Genomic DNA, 1116 nt, shown 5'->3' with positions numbered 1-1116 from the left:
GCGGAAAGCGCGGTTGCCAGGGGATGCAGACCGCCGCTTTGCCTGAAGGTGATGTAAGAGCGCATGCGCATCATCGTTCTCGAAGTGCAAATACGCCAGAACCTATTGGCTACGGTAAAAGACAAAGGCATTCGGCGCCGGGTGAAGCAATCTATCGAGAGGGTAGTTTGACGGCTACGTATCTACACTTATTTTTCCCTTCTAATGCAGAAGCCATCGCAGCGTTGTTTTTGGGCGTGACGACATTTTCGGCTACAACAGAAGCTGTTAACCGCACTGAAAATGCGCTTAGTTACAATATGCTCAGCAATAATGAGCAGGCTAGGTAAGCACTATGTGGCCAGAGAGCAGTGAACAAGCAAAACCTTTGCGCAGCGGCTTAACAACCGGCTCTTGCGCGACGGCGTGCTGTGTTGCTGCTGCCCAAGCCTTATTGGCGAACAAACATCCCGATGAGGTTGAGATCACTTTGCCGAAAGGTAAAGTCGTCTCTTTGAAAATCGAAGGGTACGAGTCACTTGAACCTGAAAAGAGTGTACGCACCGCTACCATTAAAGATGCAGGAGATGACCCTGACGCGACTCATGGGGCGCTGGTATTTGTAGAGCTGTACTTAGAGGAAAAACAAGGCGTGCAATTTATCTCAGCGCAAGGCGTGGGAACGGTTACACGAGAAGGTTTGGTGCTTAAGGTCGGCGAACCTGCGATCAATCCCGTACCGCGAGAAATGATGCAGTCACATTTATTGAATGCGGCCAAGGTATACCAATATTCTGGTGGTTTTAAGGTTGCTGTCGGCGTTGAAAACGGTGAAGAAATCGCACTTAAAACCATGAACCCGAGGCTCGGTATTATGGGTGGTTTATCTATTTTGGGAACCACCGGAATAGTTAGGCCGTATTCTTGCGCCGCCTATATTGCATCTATCCATCAAGGTGTAGATGTAGCGGCTGCAAATGGTATCACGCACATTGCGGCTACCACAGGCAGCACCAGCGAAGAAGCGATTAAGACGCGATATGAACTCAACGATATGGGGTTGATTGAAATGGGTGATTTTGTGGGTGCGCTGCTAAAGCACTTGCGAAAAGTACCCACCTCAACATCGCCCATCAA

General features: G+C 49.4%; 1 protein-coding gene and 1 pseudogene. Both read left to right on the top strand.

The genetic code is table 11. The features are described 5' to 3' along the window. Positions 1–329 (top strand): annotated as a pseudogene (locus tag A3766_RS31510) (hypothetical protein); the annotation flags it as partial. 5 nt (positions 330–334) lie between these two features. After that, the coding region (locus A3766_RS24045; RefSeq protein ID WP_068643119.1) for a cobalt-precorrin-5B (C(1))-methyltransferase at positions 335–1116 on the top strand (782 nt) is incomplete at its 3' end.

The organism is Oleiphilus sp. HI0132 (genome assembly GCF_001635845.1).
Note: the sequence above shows the minus strand (reverse complement) of the source record. Positions and strands in the feature narration are given on the sequence as shown.